General features: G+C 61.0%; 16 protein-coding genes. 1 reads left to right on the top strand and 15 read right to left on the bottom strand.

From position 1 onward, the window contains the following. Nucleotide 1: 1 nt before the first annotated feature. Genes fabZ through AAAX35_RS07715 form a run of 8 tightly spaced genes read right to left on the bottom strand, consistent with a single transcriptional unit; the run spans nucleotide 2 to nucleotide 6,110 of the window. A complete protein-coding gene (gene fabZ, locus AAAX35_RS07680; RefSeq protein ID WP_117563763.1) occupies nucleotides 2–424 on the bottom strand; it encodes a 3-hydroxyacyl-ACP dehydratase FabZ in 423 nt (140 codons plus the stop codon). A gap of 9 nt (nucleotides 425–433) precedes the next feature. Next, nucleotides 434–907, bottom strand: coding sequence for an acetyl-CoA carboxylase biotin carboxyl carrier protein (gene accB / locus AAAX35_RS07685; protein WP_022094191.1), 474 nt, complete (start codon nucleotides 905–907; stop codon nucleotides 434–436). A 3-nt stretch (nucleotides 908–910) separates the two neighbouring features. Further along, entirely contained in the window at nucleotides 911–2,158 is a 1,248-nt protein-coding gene (gene fabF, locus AAAX35_RS07690; RefSeq protein WP_195239348.1) for a beta-ketoacyl-ACP synthase II, read from the bottom strand. A 39-nt stretch (nucleotides 2,159–2,197) separates the two neighbouring features. Beyond that, entirely contained in the window at nucleotides 2,198–2,971 is a 774-nt protein-coding gene (fabG, locus tag AAAX35_RS07695) for a 3-oxoacyl-[acyl-carrier-protein] reductase (RefSeq protein WP_138374774.1), read from the bottom strand. A 30-nt stretch (nucleotides 2,972–3,001) separates the two neighbouring features. Further along, complete coding sequence (locus AAAX35_RS07700; RefSeq protein WP_138113093.1) at nucleotides 3,002–3,928, bottom strand: ACP S-malonyltransferase; 927 nt, start codon at nucleotides 3,926–3,928, stop codon at nucleotides 3,002–3,004. Continuing rightward, nucleotides 3,916–4,860 (bottom strand): enoyl-[acyl-carrier-protein] reductase FabK, encoded by a 945-nt coding sequence (fabK, locus tag AAAX35_RS07705; RefSeq protein ID WP_349117247.1) that lies wholly within the window; start codon nucleotides 4,858–4,860, stop codon nucleotides 3,916–3,918. Before fabK ends, AAAX35_RS07700 begins: the two co-directional genes overlap by 13 nt. A gap of 2 nt (nucleotides 4,861–4,862) precedes the next feature. Then, entirely contained in the window at nucleotides 4,863–5,099 is a 237-nt protein-coding gene (locus AAAX35_RS07710; RefSeq protein ID WP_006235019.1) for an acyl carrier protein, read from the bottom strand. Between the two features lie 51 nt (nucleotides 5,100–5,150). Then, nucleotides 5,151–6,110 (bottom strand): beta-ketoacyl-ACP synthase III, encoded by a 960-nt coding sequence (locus tag AAAX35_RS07715; protein ID WP_349117248.1) that lies wholly within the window; start codon nucleotides 6,108–6,110, stop codon nucleotides 5,151–5,153. 176 nt (nucleotides 6,111–6,286) lie between these two features. On the opposite strand from AAAX35_RS07715, the gene AAAX35_RS07720 reads away from it, so the two are divergent. Next, nucleotides 6,287–7,063 (top strand): biotin--[acetyl-CoA-carboxylase] ligase, encoded by a 777-nt coding sequence (locus AAAX35_RS07720; RefSeq protein ID WP_349117249.1) that lies wholly within the window; start codon nucleotides 6,287–6,289, stop codon nucleotides 7,061–7,063. Nucleotides 7,064–7,179: 116 nt separating this feature from the next. On the opposite strand, the gene rpsJ is transcribed toward AAAX35_RS07720, so the two are convergent. The 7 genes from rpsJ to AAAX35_RS07755 form a co-directional block, all read right to left on the bottom strand. Next, entirely contained in the window at nucleotides 7,180–7,488 is a 309-nt protein-coding gene (gene rpsJ / locus AAAX35_RS07725; RefSeq protein ID WP_022094184.1) for a 30S ribosomal protein S10, read from the bottom strand. Between the two features lie 61 nt (nucleotides 7,489–7,549). Further along, on the bottom strand, nucleotides 7,550–9,649 hold the full coding sequence (gene fusA / locus AAAX35_RS07730; RefSeq protein WP_022094183.1) for an elongation factor G: 2,100 nt from the start codon (nucleotides 9,647–9,649) through the stop codon (nucleotides 7,550–7,552). 19 nt (nucleotides 9,650–9,668) lie between these two features. After that, complete coding sequence (rpsG, locus tag AAAX35_RS07735; protein ID WP_006235013.1) at nucleotides 9,669–10,142, bottom strand: 30S ribosomal protein S7; 474 nt, start codon at nucleotides 10,140–10,142, stop codon at nucleotides 9,669–9,671. Nucleotides 10,143–10,215: 73 nt separating this feature from the next. Continuing rightward, nucleotides 10,216–10,593, bottom strand: coding sequence for a 30S ribosomal protein S12 (gene rpsL / locus AAAX35_RS07740; protein WP_006235012.1), 378 nt, complete (start codon nucleotides 10,591–10,593; stop codon nucleotides 10,216–10,218). 523 nt (nucleotides 10,594–11,116) lie between these two features. Next, nucleotides 11,117–12,193: a DUF4179 domain-containing protein gene (locus AAAX35_RS07745; protein WP_346979529.1), complete on the bottom strand. Its 1,077-nt coding sequence runs from the start codon at nucleotides 12,191–12,193 to the stop codon at nucleotides 11,117–11,119. Beyond that, the gene (locus AAAX35_RS07750; RefSeq protein ID WP_346979530.1) at nucleotides 12,144–12,662 is read right to left on the bottom strand and encodes an RNA polymerase sigma factor; all 519 of its coding nucleotides are present in this window, start codon (nucleotides 12,660–12,662) and stop codon (nucleotides 12,144–12,146) included. The genes AAAX35_RS07745 and AAAX35_RS07750 overlap by 50 nt, the downstream gene beginning before the upstream one ends. A gap of 199 nt (nucleotides 12,663–12,861) precedes the next feature. Beyond that, a complete protein-coding gene (locus tag AAAX35_RS07755) occupies nucleotides 12,862–17,337 on the bottom strand; it encodes a DNA-directed RNA polymerase subunit beta' (RefSeq protein WP_349117250.1) in 4,476 nt (1,491 codons plus the stop codon). Nucleotides 17,338–17,342: the final 5 nt, after the last annotated feature.

Below are 17,342 nucleotides of genomic sequence, written 5' to 3' on the forward strand. Positions count from 1 at the left end.
CTTAACTTTCGTGCATGAGTGCAAAAGACATATCGGCGCGGCAGCAAACCTCACCGTTGACGCTCGCAGTACCCGTCGCAAAGCGGAACGGCCCGCGCGCACGCGTGATGGTGCACACCAGATCCACCGTGTCGCCCGGGCGCACCGGACGCTTAAAGCGCACCTTGTCCAGACTCGTGTAGAACGGCGTCGCGCCGCGCGCTTCCTCATCGCCCATCAGCAGCACGCAACAGTTTTGGGCGAGCATCTCGCACTGAATCACGCCGGGGACCACCGGGTTTCCCGGAAAATGCCCCTGCAAAAAGTACTCGTCGCCCGTAATCGTGATCTTGCCGTGGGCCTCGTCGCCCACCAGCTCGGCCTCGTCGAGCAAAAGCATCGGTTCGCGATGCGGCAACAGTTCCTTAAGCTCTTCTTTGTTCATGGATATCACCTATCCGATCCTCATGAGGCAGCTGCCAAACTCCACGAGGTCGCCGTCGGCCACGCAGATCTCGAGCACCTCGCCGTCTGCCTCTGCCGTTACCTCGTTGAGAACCTTCATGGCCTCGATGATGCAGAGCGTCTCGCCGGCCTTGACCTTAGAGCCCACGTGCACAAACGGCTCGTCGCCCGGCGCCGGGGCAGCATAGAAAACGCCGACCATGGGAGCGGTCACCTCGGTGCCCTTGGGCTCCGGTGCGGCGGCAGGTGTCTGCGCGGCGGGCTCCGGTGCGGCAGGCGCGACTGTGGGAGCTGCAACTGGAGCGGCCATAGCGCTCGGCATGGGCATGGGCACGGCAACCGGCTGTGCGGCGCTCGCGCGCTCGAGTTCGACCGCGGTGCCATCGGGCTCCTCAACGCGTACGCGCGTGAGGCCGCGGTCCTCCATAACATCGGCTATCTCGGCAAGTCTTTTGGAATCCATGCTCTAGCTCCTCGTATATCTACGCAGCGCGATGGCGGCGTTGTGTCCGCCAAAGCCCAGGTTGGTCGAAAGCGCCCAGGTAAGGTCAGCGCGAACCGCGCGATTGGGCGTGTAGTCAAGATCGCAGGCGGGATCGGGCGTGTGGTAGTTAATGGTCGGCGGCACCACGCCCTGCTCGAGCGCCATGGCGCAGGCCATGACCTCGATGGCGCCCGTGGCACCGATCATGTGGCCGGTCATCGACTTAGTCGACGAGACGTGCGCGGCGCGCGCCGCGTCCTCGCCGAGCGCACGCTTAATGCCCGCCGTCTCGGACGAATCGTTGAGCTTGGTCGATGTGCCGTGGGCATTGATGTAGAGGCCCTCGGAAGGCCTGACGTCGCCCTCGGTCACCGCCAGCGATATCGCGCGGGCAATACCGGCAGCCTCGGGATCAGGGCTCGTGATGTGATAGGCATCATCGGTGTTGCCGTAGCCCACGACCTCGGCATAAATGTGCGCACCGCGCGCCTGCGCATGTTCCATGCTCTCGAGCACGAGCACGCAGGCGCCCTCGCCCATCACAAAGCCATCGCGGTCTGCATCGAACGGGCGGCAAGCCGTCGCGGGATCAGGGTTGGTGGTCAATGCGCGGCAGGACGTAAAGCCCGCAACGGCATCGGGGATAATTGCGGCCTCGGCGCCGCCCGCGAGGATCGCGTCGGCATAGCCGTGCTTTATGGCGCGGAACGCCTCGCCCACCGCATGGGCCGAGGTTGCGCACGCGGTCACCACGGGCAGGGTCGGGCCCTTTGCCTTGTGGCGGATTGCGATATTGCCCGATGCCATGTTGGGGATCATCATCGCGATCATATAGGGCGATGCGCGGCGGGGCCCACGTTCGGCAATCGTATGGACGTTGTCGACGAGCGTCGTCATGCCGCCCACGCCCGAGCCCACGTAGACGCCCAGGCGCTCGCGATCGATGGCGCCTTCGACATCAAAGCCCGCATCGTGCATGGCTTCGTCCGAAGCCGCCATCGCAAACTGAACGCAGGGGTCGAGATGCTTGGCGTCACGCTTGCCAAAGTACTCGTTGCCGTCAAAGCCCTTGACCTCGGCTGCCACCTTGACGGCAAACGCATCGGTATCGAAGTGCGTGATCGGGCCGATGCCGCACGTGCCAGCACACATTGCCGCCCAGGTGGCAAGCGCGGTGTTGCCGAGCGGCGACACGGCACCGATACCGGTGATTGCAACTCTCTGTTCCATCATGGTCTCCTCATCCAAGCCGTTCTTCGGCCCTGGTTTCTACATCGCCATTCCGCCGTCGACGCGCACGACCTCACCCGTAATGTAGGCAGCCGCATCACTCGCCAGAAAGCGCACTACGCCGGCCACCTCCTCGGGGCGCGCCATACGCTTAAGGGGAATCTGCTCCTCGGTTACCGTACGCACCTTCTCCGAGAGCTTTGCCGTCATATCCGTCTCGACAAACCCGGGGGCAACCGCGTTCACTCGTACGCCGCGGGGCGCAAGCTCGCGCGCCACCGCCTTGGTCAGGCCGATCACGCCCGCCTTGGAGGCAGCGTAGTTGGCTTGCCCGGCATTGCCCATCAGGCCCACGACCGAGCTCATGTTGACGACGCAGCCGCCGCGCTGGCGCATAAAGGTCTTGGTGAGCGCGCGCGTCGTGTTAAACGTTCCTTTAAGATTGACATCGAGCACGCGATCGAAGGCGTCATCGCCCATGCGCATGAGCAGGCCATCGCGGGTGATGCCAGCGTTGTTGACGAGCGCCCAAATGGAGCCAAAGTCGTTGAGGACCGCTTCCACGCACGCGTTGACGGCAGCGGGGTCGGCCACGTCGCATTGATATGAGCGCGCCGTGGCGCCAGCCGCCTCGCAGGCGTCGCACGTCTCGCGCGCCGCATCGACGCTGCCGGCATAGACGACGGCGATATCGTAGCCATCCTCCGCCAGACCGATAGCGCAGGCGCGGCCGATACCCCGCGAGCCGCCCGTGACCAGTGCCACGCGACGTGAGTCGTTGCGCTCGAGCGCGCCATTGTTCAAGTTGCCCATGTCATTCCTTTCGGGTTACAGCCCTGTGGACTATGCGAGCTCGTCGGCAATAGCTGCGACCTGCTCGGCCGTCTCGCACGAATACACACGAACGTCGCTCAGCGTACGCTTGACCAGGCCGGACAGCGTTTTGCCGGGGCCGACCTCAATAAATGTGTCGATGCCTTGATCCTGCAGAGCATGCAGCGTATCGACCCAGCGTACGGCATGGCTCACCTGATTGGCCAAGACATCCGATGCCGTCTGGGGATCCGCCGGATAGGGCGCCGCTGTCATATTTGCCAAAACAGGAATGAGCAACGGGGACGGCGCGTGACCGGCCTCAATATATGCGGCAAGGCCACAGGTCGCCTCGGCCATATAGGGGCTATGAAATGCACCCGACACCGCGACCTTCATGGCGCGGCCGCCAGCCTCTTTTACTAGGACGTCGAGCTCCTGCAGCGCCTCGGGCGCTCCGGCCACAACCGTCTGCTGTGGGCTGTTGTAGTTGACTGGCCAGCAGTCCTCGCCGGCCTGTTTTGCCAGGCCCTCGACTTGCGCCGCATCGAGCTTGATGACGGCGCGCATGCCGCCCGGATGGCGCTCGGCAGCCGCGGCCATCAGCGCCGCGCGCTCGCACACGAGCTCAAAGCCCGCTCGCGTATCGAACGCCCCCGCAAAGGTGAGCGCGGCGACCTCGCCCAGCGAGAATCCCGCACAGGCGGCAGGTACCACGCCGCGCTCACGCAGGGCGGCAGCCGCTGCTAGGTCGTGAACGAACACGCACGGCTGCGTGTTCTCGGTCTGCGAGAGCTCCTCCTTGGAGGCACTCCGGCATTGCTCGCTGGTCCCCGGGCGCACCTCGTCGGCAATGGCGAACACCTCGGCGGCCGCCGGCGATGTCTCGATCAAGTCGACGCCCATCGCGGGGTGCTGGGCACCCTGGCCGGCAAACAAAAACGCTACGCCACCCATGTGCACGCACCCTTCAGGACGTGCTCGGCGCCATCGACCAGGTCGTCAACGATTTCGCGTGCGCTCTGGCGCTCGTTGACCATGCCGGCAATCTGTCCACACAAAAACGAACCCTCTTCGTAGTTGCCGTCCTTGGCGGCCTTACGCAGCGCACCGGTTCCCATAGCACCGAGCTCCTCGGCACTCGCGCCGGAACCCTCGCTCTTGGCATAGGCGTTGGTGAAGGGGCTCTTGAGGGCGCGCACTGGATGTCCCGTCGAGCGACCGGTCGCACGCGTCGAAGTGTCGTTGGCCTTCAGGACCATCTCTTTGTACTGCTCCGAGACGGTGCACTCGTCTGCGACCAGAAAGCGCGTACCCACTTGCACGCCTTCGGCGCCCAGCATAAAGGCGGCCGCCACGCCGCGGCCGTCGGCAATACCGCCGGCGGCCACGACGGGAATGTCAACCGCATCGACGACCTGCGGCACCAGCGCCATCGTCGAGGTCTCGCCAATATGGCCGCCCGATTCGGTACCCTCGGCAACAACCGCCGTGGCTCCACGACGTGCCACGAGGCGCGCCAGCGCCACCGAGGCAACGACCGGGATGACCTTGATGCCCGCCTCGTTCCACGCCTTCATGTACTTGGCGGGATTGCCGGCGCCCGTCACGACGACCGGCACTCGCTCGTCAATCACGACCTGCGCGACCTCGTCGGCAAACGGGCTCATGAGCATGACGTTGACGCCAAAGGGCTTATCCGTCTTGGCGCGCAGCTCATGAATCTGGTCGCGAAGCCAGTTGGCGTCGGCGTTCATGGCCGCGATGATGCCTAAGCCACCCGCCTCGGACACTGCGGACGCCAGCGAGGCATCGGCAATCCAGGCCATACCGCCCTGGAACACGGGCTTTTCGATGCCGAGCAGATCGCAGAGAGGAGTCTTGAGCATCTCTACTTCTCCAATGCCGCCTCGACCGTATCGGCGAACTCGCCGACCGTCTTGGGGTTCTCCTCGGTATCGAGCTGGATGCCAAACTCGTCCTCGACGGCGACGAGGATCTCGACGGTGCCCAGGCTGTCGAGACCAATCTCCTCGAGCGTGGACTCGGGCTTCATCTCGACATCGTCAAGACCGGCGGTCTCACGGATAACGTCGCAAACGCGCTCGAAGGTCTTCTGATCTGCCATGGTAGTTCTCCTTTGGTTGTGCCCTAGGGCGTTTTTATTTCCTATGTGCGACTACTTCCAACGAAGCAGATAGCCACCTATATCCAGACCGGCGCCAAATCCAACCAAGGCGATGGTGTCGCCTGTGTGAAGTGCACCGGCGTTTGCCAGCCGGTCGAGGGCAAGCGGAATGCATGCGCTCGAAATGTTGCCGGTCTCGCGCAACGTGCGAACCACGCGCTCGTCCGGCACGCCCAGGCGCTTGACCGCCTGGCTCAGGATTCGTTCGTTAGCCTGATGGAATACAAAATGATCGATGTCTTCGACCGAAATGCCCGCATCGATCGCAAGCTTATGGACCGTGTCGCAGATGGCGTTGACGCCGAACTTGAACACGCGGCGGCCATTCATGGACAGCACGCTCGCGCTATCTGCGGAAGCCTTAAACGGCGAGGTACCGACCAGACCGGGAACGCGCAACGTCTCGACGTCGGGCGCCGTCGAAAGCTCAACGGCAAGGGGGTTGTCTCCCCCAGCTTCAATCACTGCGGCGCTTGCCCCATCGCCAAAAAGCACGCAGGTGGCACGGTCGGTCCAGTCGAGCGCGCGCGTCATCTGCTCGGCAGCAACAACAAGCACGCGCTCGGCACGGCTGCGGGCGATATAGCCCTCGGCGACATCGAGCGCAAATACGAAGCCGGCACAAGCCGCCGAGACATCGAAGGCAGGGCACGTCGCGCCAAGTCGCTCAGCAACGGCACACGCCTCGGCAGGAACAAGGTGGTCACCCGTCGTCGTCGAGCAGACGATCAGATCCAGCTGGCTCGCGTCGATTCCGGACACCTGGAGTGCCCGCTCACTCGCCGCTACGGCAAGGTCGTCAAGTGACTCGGTGGTGCAGACGTGGCGGCTCTTGATACCCGTGCGGGTAAAAATCCACTCATCCGAGGTATCGAGGAACTCAGACAGCTCGTCATTGGAAACACTGCGTTCAGGAAGCGCCGAGCCTGTTCCAAGAATCGTGAAACCCATCACTAACCTCCTTTGAGTTGTTGACGTGTTTACATCGACCAAGAGAGGATAACGCATTTCAGTCTTTGTTGACGTGTTAACATTAAATTGTCCAAATGCGACAAAGGCTTCACATTGTGTCTATCTCTCGACACCATTGCGTCATTCACTTATTCAATAAGGAGGTAGCAGCCGCTATGGATGCCCAATTAACGATTGTCGACGTAACCGGATCGACCAACGATGACCTGCTCGAGGCAGGAAAACAGGGTGCGCCGCACGGCACAGGACTTGCCGCCCGCGCGCAAACGGCAGGACGCGGCCGGCGCGGCCACAAGTGGGATTCAACCGCCGGCAACCTATTGCTTTCGATTGTCCTGCGTCCATGCGTTAATCCCGCAAAGTACTCTGGTCTTGCCGCCGTCAGCGGCCTAGCGGTGCTCGAAGCACTCGAAAAGCAGGGTCTTGCAAACGAGATTGGCCTCAAATGGCCCAACGACCTGGTCGCGCGAGGACGCAAGCTCGGCGGCATTCTGGTCGAGGCCGCACGCGATAACGAAGGCAAACCTTTCGCCGTCTGCGGCATTGGTGTCAACGTAAACTACACGCCCCAAGAGGTGCCCGATGGCGGCCTGGCGGCAATTGGCCTCTCGGACCTCAACGAGAGCGTTCCCACCGTCGACATGCTCCTCGATGAGGTCTATCACGCAGTTATAGACGCTGTAGATACCTGGGCAGAGCGCCTCAACGCCAAGGAAGAAGACGCCGGTCCGCTCGCGCCCGTCCACGACGAATATATCGCTCACCTCAATTGGATCGGGAAGCACGTTATCGCCCGCTCCCCCGCTGGAGACGAGCTGGCACGAGGCATATTTAGAACGGTCGACGATTGCGGCCGCGCATGCATTGAGACCGAGAGCGGCTTGTGCGTCTTCCACTTCGAAGAAGCATCCTTGCGCCCCCTGAGCGAATAGGGCGCCGCAGCCGCCGGCTCGGCAGACGAATTCGCTATCCCAAAATCTAAACTCAAAACAAAAGGGCCCCGCTACCGTAACGGCAGCGGGGCCCTTTAAGCTATGAGCGATATCGCTTAGAGCTTGATGTCGATGTCGACGCCAGCGGGGAGGTCGAGACGCATGAGCGAATCAACGGTGCCCGAGGTGGGGTCGAGGATGTCGATGAGGCGCTTGTGGGTGCGCATCTCGAACTGCTCACGGGAGTCCTTGTTCACGTGCGGCGAGCGGATAACCGTGTACAGGTTGCGCTCGGTGGGCAGGGGGACAGGACCGGAAACGCGAGCGCCGGTCTTCTGAGCGGTCTCGACGATGAGCTTCGCGGACTGATCGACGACCTCGTGATCATAGCCCTTGAGGCGAATGCGGATCTTCTGGGTAGCCAACTTAAACCTCCAAAGAGTGCGAGAGATGTTCTCGCAGGATTACGTAACAGGGAGCTCGAACTTAGGCGTTCTTGCTCATGACCTCGTCCACGATGGACTTGGGCGCAGGCTCATAAGAGTCGAACTGCATCGTGTAGGATGCACGGCCCTGGGTCTGGGAGCGAAGGTCGGTAGCGTAACCGAACATCTCGCCCAGCGGCACCTTGGCACGGATGAGCTTGCTGTTCTTGCGATCCTCCATGCCCTCAATCTTGCCGCGGCGACCGGAGAGGTTGCCCATAACGTCGCCCATGTACTGCTCGGGGGTCTCGACCTCGACAGCCATGATCGGCTCGAGCAGCTGCGGATCGGACTTCTTGAGGGCGTCCTTGATAGCCATGGAACCGGCGATCTTGAAGGCGGCCTCGGAGGAGTCGACCTCGTGGTAAGAACCGTCGAACAGGGTGACCTTGACGTCGAGGACCGGGAAGCCGGCGATAACACCGGTGTTCAGGGCCTCCTGGATGCCCTTGTCGATGGACGGGATGTACTCCTTGGGCACGACGCCGCCGACGATAGCGTTGACGAACTCGTAGCCGAAGCCCTCCTCCATCTTCTCGAGCTTGATGACGGCGTGGCCGTACTGACCGCGACCGCCGGACTGACGGACGAACTTGCCCTCAGCCTTCTCGACGTCGTGACCAGCGGTCTCGCGGTAGGCAACCTGGGGCTTACCAACGTTAGCGTCAACCTTGAACTCACGGAGCAGACGGTCGACGATGATCTCGAGGTGCAGCTCGCCCATGCCGGCGATGATGGTCTGGCCGGTCTCGTGGTTGGTGGACACCTGGAAGGTCGGGTCCTCCTCGGCGAGCTTGGTCAGAGCCAGGGACATCTTGTCCTGCTCGGCCTTGGTCTTGGGCTCGATGGCAACGTCGATAACGGGCTTAGCGAACTCGATCTTCTCGAGGACGATCTCCTTGCCCTCGGCGCACAGGGTGTCGCCGGTGGTGGAGTTCTTGAAGCCGACGCAAGCGACGATGTCGCCGGCGGCAGCGTCGTCACGGTCGATACGCTCGGCGGCGTTCATCTCGAGGATGCGGCCGAGGCGCTCGCGCTGACCGTTGGAAGCGTTGACAACGTAGGAGCCGGACTCGGCGCGGCCGGAGTAAACGCGGACGTAGGTGAGCTTACCGACGAACGGGTCGGTCATGATCTTGAAGACCAGGCCGGAGAAGGGCTCGTCGAAGGAAGGATGACGCTGGATCTCCTCGCCGGTGTCCGGATCGGTACCGGTGACGGCCTCGACGTCGAGCGGGCTGGGCAGGTAGTCGACGACAGCGTCGAGCAGCTCCTGGACGCCCTTGTTCTTGTAGGCGGAGCCCACGAAGACGAGGTTGAGCTCGTTGGCCAGAACGCCCTTGCGCAGAGCAGCCTTGAGCTCCTCGACGGTGAAGTCCTCCTCCATGAGGATCTTCTCCATGAGCTCGTCGTCAAAGCTGGCAGCAGCGTCGAGGAGCTCCTCGCGCTTGGTGGCAGCGATGTCGGCAAACTCAGCCGGGATCTCGTCCATCGGCTCGGGGTAGGTCATACCCTTCTCGTCGGCCTTGAAGTCCCATGCAGTCATGGTAACGAGGTCGATGACGCCCCAGAAGTTGTCCTCGGCGCCCATCGGGACCTGAGCGGCCACGGCGTTAGCGTCGAGACGATCCTTCATGGTCTCGATAGCGTTGAAGAAGTCAGCGCCCACGCGGTCATACTTGTTGATGAAGGCGATACGGGGGACGTTGAAGGTAGAAGCCTGACGCCAAACGGTCTCAGACTGGGGCTGAACGCCGGCAACGGCGTCGAAGACGGCGACAGCGCCATCGAGGACGCGCAGGCAGCGCTCGACCTCGGCGGTGAAGTCAACGTGGCCCGGGGTGTCGATGATCTGGATGCGGTAGTCCTTACCGTCCTTGTTCCAGAAGCAGGTGGTAGCAGCGGAGGTAATGGTTACGCCGCGCTCCTGCTCCTGAACCATCCAGTCCATGGTGGCAGCGCCCTCATGGACCTCACCGATCTTGTGGGTCTTACCGGTGTAGTAAAGAATACGCTCGGTCGTGGTGGTCTTACCGGCATCGATGTGGGCCATGATGCCGATGTTACGGGTATCGGAAAGCTTGTACTTAGGCTTAGCCATGTTAGTTCCTTACCTTAACTTACCAACGATAGTGAGAGAACGCGCGGTTGGCCTCGGCCATCTTGAAGACGTCCTCACGCTTCTTGACGGAAGCGCCCAGGCCGTTGGAGGCGTCGAGAATCTCGTTGGCGAGACGCTCGGCCATGGTCTTCTCCTTGCGAGCGCGGGAGAAGTTGACGATCCAGCGGATACCCAGAGCGGTGGAACGACGGGAGTTGACCTCCATCGGGACCTGATAGGTAGCGCCACCGACACGCTTGGGCTTAACCTCGAGCGTGGGCTTGACGTTGTCCATAGCCTTCTTGAAGGTAGCGAGAGCGTCGCCACCCTCAGACTTCTCGGCAACGATCTCGAAAGCGGTGTAAACGATGCGCTCAGCGGTGGCCTTCTTGCCGTCAAGAAGGACCTTGTTGATGAGCTGAGTCACCAGGCGGTTGTTGTAAACGGCGTCAGGCTGAACCTCACGACGATTAGCTGCTGCACGACGCGGCATGTGAAATCTCCTTAAGTGTCTACCGTGCGGCGCTTAGGCGGCACACGGCGAAAGTATCAAAACGTTATCTGGCTTATTTAGCCTTGGGGCGCTTAGCACCGTACTTGGAACGGGCCTGCATACGGTTCTGGACCGGAGCAGCGTCGTAGGCGCCACGGATGACGTGATAACGGACACCAGGGAGGTCACGGACACGACCGCCGCGGACGAGCACGATGGAGTGCTCCTGCAGGTTGTGGCCCTCACCCGGGATGTAAGCAGTAACTTCGATGCCGTTGACGAGGCGAACACGGGCAACCTTACGAAGAGCCGAGTTCGGCTTCTTGGGGCTCGTGGTGAAGACGCGGGTGCACACGCCGCGCTTCTGGGAGTTGTGCTGCAGAGCAGCGTTCTTGGACTTCTTGGGCACGGAACGACGGCCCTGGCGAACCAGCTGGTTAATAGTAGGCAAAGCGTACTCCTTCTCGAATGATTCCAGCTTTCTGTAAAGTGCAACGGCTTGAATCGAGGGGTCAGCATCCCCCTACGAAACACGCAGTTCGATAGGATACGTGGCGTTAGCTGTGCCGTCAACAGACCACGCCGCCGGGCGTATCCCAAAATTGGCATATTTCCGCAAAGCCTACACAAAAGGAATCCCTTTCTGTGCGCGGGGGCGGATTCCCGGCCCGGGCGGCCCGCTGTTTAAGTTTGCTGCTCTACAGTCCTGGCTCGCACGGAGGCCACATTAAGTGGCCTCCGGCTCGTGCGAAACTCGCGACAAACTTAAACAGCGGGCGGCCCGGTCCGGGAATCCGACGTGCTCGTTGGGGCAACGTTCCCTGCCAAAAAGGGACAGGTTTATTTTGGTCGGTTTTATCTGGGGAAACGTCGCGCTCCAGCGGTAATCTGCTCTCATCTGTCATAGGGAAATCGGCGGCGTTTCCATTTAACGCAAAAGAGGCCGCTTCCCCTAGTAGGAAGCGGCCCAAATCTTACGAATAGACGATGGTAAAGGGTACTTCTGTTTCGGTCTCTCCTGTTGATGTGTACCTCGTGCCCTCAAGGGTTACCGAGACCACTTGATCGACATTGATCAGTTTTGTCGGCACCGAGATGTTCTCTCCGCTATTGCGCGTCAGCGAGACATAGAAATTGTACGCGCCCGCAGCATCATCTTCGATAATCTGCTCCAATCCATCCTTGTAGGTAACGGTCAACTTTTTCGTGACTGCGTCAATGCCCAAATCATCGATGTGTGTCTGGATAGAAAACGGGCTAATCTCAAGAGGCGAGTCATCGGAGCGGAGTTCCTTTTTATCGACGTACGCTCCAACGCTAAACTCGGGCGTCGATGCCTCGAACGGCTTCGCGTCCTCGCCTTCGCCCTCAGTCCAGCAGATATTCCAGGTAACCGCATGTTGCAAATCTCGCTCGCGATCCCACGAGGCAAAGTACATCGTGCCATTAATGACCGTGTCGCTTGATGTGTCCTTATCAATTGTGCAGCGTGTGTCAGCCCATTCCTCGCCGAAGTTCATGCTGGGCGTGCCGATGCCTTGTTCTTCTTCACCATAGAGAACAAGTTCGCCTGTCTCTGCTGCCGGCTTGTAGTAGTTAACGCCATTTGGATTGGACAACGTAAACGTCACGGCACCGCAACCGTTTTTATCGATAGCCATATCATGAATGTCGAGTGTATAGCCGTTGCCCTCGACGGACAGATTGACCTTCTGTACTGAACCCTCCAAGCTTTGGGGCGCGATACCATCACCAAACTCTCTGGTGTAGGTATATTTAGTCCCCGACGAGCCACCTTGAGTCCAGGTAATGGACTCTCCGTTGCCATGGTTTCCCCAGGCAGAGGCAAAATAACTGGAATTGACGACGGCGTAGGCGACCCCTCCGGTCGCCAGCACTCCGGCAAGGCATCCGATCACGGCAACATACAGAGGCTTCGCGTGACCCTTTCGGCGAAGCGGCTCACCAGCAGCGGCATAAAGAACACGGTCAGCAAGATCGCTATCGGCTTGGACGGACTCGAAGGCCTGCTTGATTTGGTTGGATTTCACGGTCGCCCTCCTCTAGGATGAACTTGAGTTTCGATCTGCCGCGAGCTAAACGCGTTCGAACGGTCGCGGCTGGTACGTGCAGCAACTCGGCAATCTCTGAAGTCGAGAAGCCCAGATAGTAATAGAGCACGATGGGGATACGGAATCGTTCCGGAAGCCGCATGACATCTGACAGGACGGCCTTGGTCTCATCCTGCGCTGTCGAAAGCGACTCGGCCAGGTTCTCAATATCCTCCACACGCCTCCATGGCTTTCGAAAGAGCGATTTGCATTCATTGATCGTGACCCGGATAAGCCATCGACGAAGATGTTCCCAACTTTCAAAGTTTCCATCGCTTTTAAGCAACTTAAGAAAGACGTCTTGAGCAACATCGTCGGCGTCGGCGCGATCACGCAGGTACGTCAACGCGATTCGAAACACGACATCCCGGTGATCTTCAACCGCCTGTCTAAATGCTTGTTCTTCCATAATCACCTCCCGGTGACGTTAATAATTCTTGGTGAGGCCCTCACCTTAGATACGCTCTTGTCGGGCGAAATGTTTCAAATTCAAGCAGGAAAAACCTACCAAAATAAACCTGTCCCTTTTTGGCAGGTTCTCTTCAAAAAAAGACCCGCTTCCCTGTTGGGAAACGGGTCTTTGGAAGGACGGTTAACGTGCTAGGAAATTACTCCTCGTCGTTGTCCTTGGCCTCTTCGGCGTCGTCGGTGTCCACGAGCTGGTTGAGCAGCTCGTCGAGGGAAGCCATGTCCTCGTTGATCGCGCCGTTGGCGGGAGCCTTCTTGTCGTCGATCGGGGCGCCCAGGAGCTCCTCGTCGGCGTCGGCGTGATGCGTCGGAGCGGAGGTACCCAGCAGGATATCGTCCGGACCGTCGGGGCTAAAGACCATCTGCAGCAGCTGCGAGAGGTCTTCCTCGTCGGCAACGTCGTCGTTGTTCTCGAGGATGTAGAGCAGATCGTGGGCCTCGAGGCCGTCACGGAGCTCCTCGATCGCCTTGGCACCGATGCCATCGATGCGCAGCAGATCCTCCTCGGACTTGCCAACCAGGTCGCCGACCGTCTCGATGCCAACCTCGCTGAACTTGTTGGTCCAGCGCTGCGACACGCCCAGGTCGTCGAACAGGTACAGACGAGCCTTCTCGGCGGAGATGGTGTGGCCGTTGCGGGTGAACGAACCGTCAGCACCACCGAACTCGTCGTAGCCGGCCCAGTCGAGCTGCTGCGGGAGCTGCTCGTCCAGGTCCTTGAGCTCAACCGGAGCCCACTCGGGCAGCGACTTGGCGTTGGGCGAAGCCGGACCGTCGATGTCCACGTAGCCGTCGGCCGTACGATACGTCAGCTTGGCGTTGGCGTACGGCTTGAGGCCGGTACCGGCCGGGATCTTCTTGCCGACGATGACGTTGGACTTAAGGTCGAGCAGGTGGTCGACCTTGCCCTCGATGGCAGCCTCGGTAAGGACGCCGGCAGTACGGATGAACGAAGCGCTCGACAGCCAGGAGTCGATGTTGGACGCGACCTTGAGCGTACCCAGGATGACGGGCTCGGCCACAGGAGCCTGACCGCCCAGACGGGCAACGCGCTCGACCTCGTCGGCAAACTCGTAGCGGTCGACGTACTGACCAAGCAGGTACTTGGAGTCACCGGGGTTGGTGATCTGAACGCGACGCAGCATCTGACGTGCGAGCACCTCGATGTGCTTGTCGTTCAGGTCGACGCCCTGGCTGGTGTAGACGTCCTTGACGCTCTCGACGAAGGTGTGCATCGTCGACTCGATGTCGGTCAGCTTGCGCAGGTTGCGGAAGTTGACGAAGCCCTTGGTGATCTGATCGCCGGCGCGAACCTCGCAGCCGTCCTCGATCTCGGGCATGAAGCGCACCGAAGCGGGAACGCGACGCTCGTCGAGGACACGGGTGTGATCCTCGGAGTCGGTGAGCGTCAGCACGTACTCGGACTTCTCGGGCTTAATCGAGAGGTGACCGGAGTACGGAGCCAGCTCGGCCTCGCGACCCAGAATCTTCTCGTTGACGTTGCCGACGATATCGAACATACGGCTGACCGTAGGCAGACCCTGCGTAATATCGTCGACGCCAGCGACGCCGCCGGAGTGAATGGTACGCATCGTAAGCTGCGTACCGGGCTCGCCGATGGACTGGGCGGCAATAATGCCGACCGCGGTACCGATGGCGACCGGACGACGGGTGGAAAGATCCCAGCCGTAGCACTTCTGGCACACGCCGTACTTGGAGCGGCAGGTGAGCAGCGCGCGAAGCTTGACCTTCTTAAGGCCCGCATCGACCATCTTCTGGATGTCGGCGACCTTCTCGATGTAGCCGTCCTGCTCAAAGAGCACGGTGCCATCGGGAGCCACGACATCCTCAATGAAGCAACGGCCGACGAGGTCGGTGTTAAGGTCGGTGGTGCCGGGGATGATGAGGTTGTAGGTGACGCCCTCGTGCGTACCGCAGTCCTCCTCGCGGACGATGACGTCCTGGGCCACGTCGACCAGACGGCGGGTCAGGTAACCAGAGTCCGAGGTGTGGGATGCGGTATCGACCAGGCCCTTACGGGCGCCGTAGGTCGAAATGAAGTACTCGAGCGGCAGCAGGCCCTCGCGGAAGTTCGCCTTAATGGGAAGGTCGATCGTCTCGCCGGACATGTCTGCCATCAGTCCACGCATGCCGCCGAGCTGACGCAGCTGGGTCTTAGAACCACGGGCGCCGGAGTCGGCCATCATGTACAGCGGGTTCTCCTCGTCGAACATGTCGAGCATGAGCGCTGCGACCTTGTCGGTACAAGCGGTCCACTCGTTAACGACTTCGATGTGGCGCTCCGTCTCGTTGATGAAGCCCTCCTCGAAGTACTCGTTGATCTGGTCGACGTTGGCCTGGGCGCGATCGAGCAGCTCCTGCTTCTCGGCAGGGATGAGAGCGTCCCACACCGAGATGGTGAGGCCGGCGCGGGTGGCGTAGTGGAAGCCGGAGTACTTGATAGCGTCGAGGATCGGACCGACCTTGGCCTCGGGGTAACGATCGCAGCAGTCGGCAACCAGCTTGGCCACGTCGCCCTTGACCATCTTGTAGTTCATGAACTCATAGTCTTCGGGCAGGCACTGGCGGTTGAAGATGATGCGGCCGATAGAGGTCTCGAAGCGCGCGGTCTTGTTGCCGGTGACGTCGTAGTCGACAAACTCGTTCTTGCCGTTCTTGACGCGGAAGATACGGGTGCCGTCCTCGTTGATGACGTTGGCGTCGGCAGCGGACACGCGGACCTGGATCTTGGCCTGCATGTCGACCTCGGAGCGGCAGTCATAGGCGTGCAGCGCGTCGTCGAAGCTGGCGAACACGTGGTTCTCGCCCGGCAGACCGTCGCGGACCTGGGTGAGGTAGTACACACCGATGATCATGTCCTGCGAGGGGATGTTGACCGGCTTGCCGGATGCCGGCGAGCGCAGGTTGTTCGCAGAGAGCATGAGCACGCGGGCCTCGGCCTGAGCCTGGCTGGACAGCGGCACGTGGACAGACATCTGGTCGCCGTCGAAGTCGGCGTTGAAGGGCGAGCAGACCAGCGGGTGCAGGTGGATAGCCTTGCCCTCGACCAGCACCGGCTCAAAGGCCTGGATAGACAGACGGTGCAGGGTCGGTGCACGGTTGAGCAGCACGACGCGGCCGTCGATGACCTCTTCGAGGATGTCCCACACAAAGGTGGCACCACGGTCGATAGAGCGCTTGGCGCCCTTGATGTTCTCGACCTTGCCGAGCTCGACCAGACGCTTCATGACGAAGGGCTTGAAGAGCTCCAGCGCCATGGTCTTGGGCAGACCGCACTGGTGCAGCAGCAGCTTGGGGTCGGTAACGATAACCGAACGGCCGGAGTAGTCGACACGCTTACCCAGCAGGTTCTGACGGAAGCGACCCTGCTTGCCCTTGAGGGCCTCGGCGAGCGACTTGAGCGGGCGACCGCCACGGCCAGAGACCGGGCGACCACGACGGCCGTTGTCGAACAGGGCGTCCACGGACTCCTGGAGCATGCGCTTCTCGTTGTTCACGATGATCGCGGGGGCGTCCAGGTCGAGCAGGCGCTTGAGTCGGTTGTTACGGTTGATCACGCGGCGATACAGGTCGTTGAGGTCGGACGCGGCGAAGCGGCCGCCGTCGAGCTGAACCATCGGGCGCAGATCGGGCGGAATGACCGGGATGACGTCCAGGATCATGTTCGCGGGGCTGTTGCCGCCCTTCAGGAAGGCGTCAACGACCTCAAGGCGCTTGACGGCCTTCTCGCGCTTCTGCTTCTGGGAATCCTCATCGGCGATGATGGCCTTGAGCTTCTCGGCCTCGGAGGGGAGGTCGATGGCAGCGAGCAGGTCGCGGACAGCCTCGGCACCCATACCACCCTTGAAGTACATGGAGTAGTAACGGGTCATCTCGCGGAACAGCGGCTCATCAGAGATGAGGTCGCGCTCGGTGAGCTTCATGAAGGCGTTGAAGGCGTCCGTGCGGAGCTGCTTCTCGTCCTTGCACTCTTCCTCGATGTCGACGATGCCAGAGGCGATCTCCTCGGGGGTCAGCGGCTCCTCGTCGGAGAACTCGTCAAAGTTCTCGGGGTCGCCCTGCTCCTTGAGGGACTCGATCTGACGGGCGCACTCGGCATCGATCTCTTCCAGATCGGCGGCGAGCTCCTCGCGCAGGTCGTCGGCGTCGGCCTCGCGAGCCTCGTAGTCAACCTCGGTGATGATGTAGCTGGCAAAGTACAGAACCTTCTCGAGGTCCTTGGACTTGATGTCGAGCATACGGCTCATCGGGAAGCTCGTGGGGCTCTTGAAGTACCAGATGTGGGACACGGGAGCGGCGAGCTCGATGTGACCCATGCGGTCGCGACGCACCTTGGCCGAGGTGACCTCGACGCCGCAGCGCTCGCAGACGATGCCCTTAAAGCGGATGCCCTTGTACTTGCCGCAAGAGCACTCCCAGTCCTTGGCGGGACCGAAGATCTTCTCGCAGAACAGGCCGTCCTTCTCGGGCTTGAGGGTACGGTAATTGATGGTCTCCGGCTTCTTGACCTCACCGTGCGACCAGGAACGGATCTGGTCGGCGGAGGCAAGGGAGATCTTTACCGAGTCAAAATCAGTAGCTTCGAAATCTGCCACAGTCA

The sequence above is a fragment of the Collinsella sp. CLA-ER-H11 genome, from assembly GCF_040092445.1.
Classification (GTDB): Bacteria; Actinomycetota; Coriobacteriia; order Coriobacteriales; family Coriobacteriaceae; genus Collinsella.